Raw genomic sequence first — 1,855 nt, 5'->3', positions numbered from 1 at the left:
GGTCAATAGGTATGTTGAAAGTGAAAATGAATTAAAGCGCTCTCTTTGGCCCGATTTATCGTAAAAAACAATATGTTTTTTGGTTCTTTTTCTTCCGCTGGTTGCATTTTATCTTGTGTGCTAAACTTTATTTTTAGTTGAGCTTAATTTAAAAGCATAATGATATTTATTTGCACAGATGTTTAGTTTTTTTAAATCAAAGATTTTTTCGTTTTTTTCTTATTTTTCTTCAAAAATTGGCAGTTTTTTTTCGAATTCGCGGCAAGTTGACGAGACCTTTTTCAGCGAACTTGAAGATGTTTTGATCTCTGCTGATGTTGGGTTGGATAAATCTAAGTCCTTAGTTGATTTACTCAAGCAGCAATCGTTGCCAGGTGCTTCAAGTAATGAAATAAAAACTTTATTGCAGAGTATTCTTATCGATCAGCTCAAAAAAGTTGAACAGAAAAAGAAAGAAACCCAAATTACATTAATGGTTGGGATCAATGGTGTTGGTAAAACATCATTTGTTGGAAAATATGCTAAAAAGCTGACAGATCAGGGAAAAAAAGTTTTGATTGTTGCTGCTGACACCTTTCGTGCAGCAGCCGTAGATCAGTTAAGAGTGTGGGCCGATAGAGCGCGGGCATCATTTTTTGATGGTGCTGGAAAAACTGATCCTGCAGCAGTTGTGTTTGATGGATGCCAAAAATTTGTTCATGAACAATTTGATCATATTATCATCGATACTGCAGGGCGCTTGCAGGCAAAAGAGCATCTGATGAAAGAGCTTGAAAAAATTGCAAAAGTCGTTGCAAAGGCTGCAGCGGGACTTGAGTTGTCAACCTGGATCGTAATTGACAGCACTCTTGGCCAGAATTCTTTGGAGCAGGCACGATTATTTAATGAAGTTAGTTTTTTGAGCGGTGTGGTTCTTACCAAGGTTGATAGTTCTTCTCGTGGTGGTATCATATTCTCGATTTGTGATGCATTGCAGGTTCCTGTGATGTATTTGTCTCATGGTGAAGGCGTAGACGATATTACGCAATTTAATGCTGAATCTTATGTGAAAGGAATATTCAATGGCTGAGGTAGCTTCAGACGACCCCGGGCAGACTGTTAGTCGGCAGTTGCGGTCTTTGTTTAATGGTTCTGCGTTAGCAGTTATTGCAGGTATTCAGGAGCGATTGCGCCCTGTGTGTTCAGGTGATCTTGCAGCTCAGCAAGAAGCTTGGTGGTTGCTCGAGTCTGCAACTGGTAGATCTCGAACTCGCTTGGTAGCAGATGGAGCATGTGTGCTTGATGATACGGCACGAAGGTTTGTAGAATACGCTCTTGCAGAGCGGGTTGAAAAGCAAAAGCCAATAGAATATGTTCTTGGGGCTGTCGCTTTTTGTGGATTTGCTTTTGAGGTGGCTGAACCAGTTCTTATTCCACGGCAGGAAACCGAAGAATGGCTTATGGCGTTGGTTAAAACCATGAAAGAAAAAATTCCTTCGAATGTAAAATTTTCCATATTGGATGCGTGCACAGGTTCTGGGTGTATTGGCCTTGTTTTGGCTGCGGCGTTTCCGAATGCTACGGTTATCGGTATTGATGTGAGTGCAGATGCGATTGCCTTAGCGGATCGAAATAAACAGCGATTTGGAATCAACAACATCACCTTTATTAAGTGCTCGGTTGAAGAATTTATTGAAAATACCAATAAAAGCTTTGATTTGATCGTGTCCAACCCTCCATATCTTTCTCGAGATGAGTTTTCGTCGGCATGTGTTGAGTGTCCATCATTGAGGTGGGAGTCGTCGCTTGCGCTTATTGGAGGAGATGATGGGCTCTATTTTTACCGTCATATTCTTTCACGTGCAAGTAAGGTTTT

General features: G+C 40.6%; 2 protein-coding genes. Both read left to right on the top strand.

Features of this window, described 5'->3' with window-relative positions:
• Positions 1-178: 178 nt before the first annotated feature.
• Positions 179-1,069 (top strand): signal recognition particle-docking protein FtsY, encoded by an 891-nt coding sequence (gene ftsY, locus FJ366_04410; protein ID MBM3894809.1) that lies wholly within the window; start codon positions 179-181, stop codon positions 1,067-1,069.
• On the top strand, positions 1,062-1,855 hold a 794-nt coding region (locus tag FJ366_04405), incomplete at its 3' end, for a peptide chain release factor N(5)-glutamine methyltransferase (protein ID MBM3894808.1). The genes ftsY and FJ366_04405, both read left to right, overlap by 8 nt.

The organism is Candidatus Dependentiae bacterium (genome assembly GCA_016871815.1).
Taxonomy (GTDB): Bacteria; Babelota; Babeliae; order Babelales.
The sequence above is the reverse complement of the archived record's forward strand: the minus strand, read 5'-3'. Positions and strand labels throughout refer to the sequence as shown.

Coding starts and splice junctions, on each gene's coding strand:
- ftsY (MBM3894809.1), top strand. CDS start 179: ATGTTTAGTTTTTTTAAATCAAAGATTTTTTCGTTTTTTTCTTATTTT.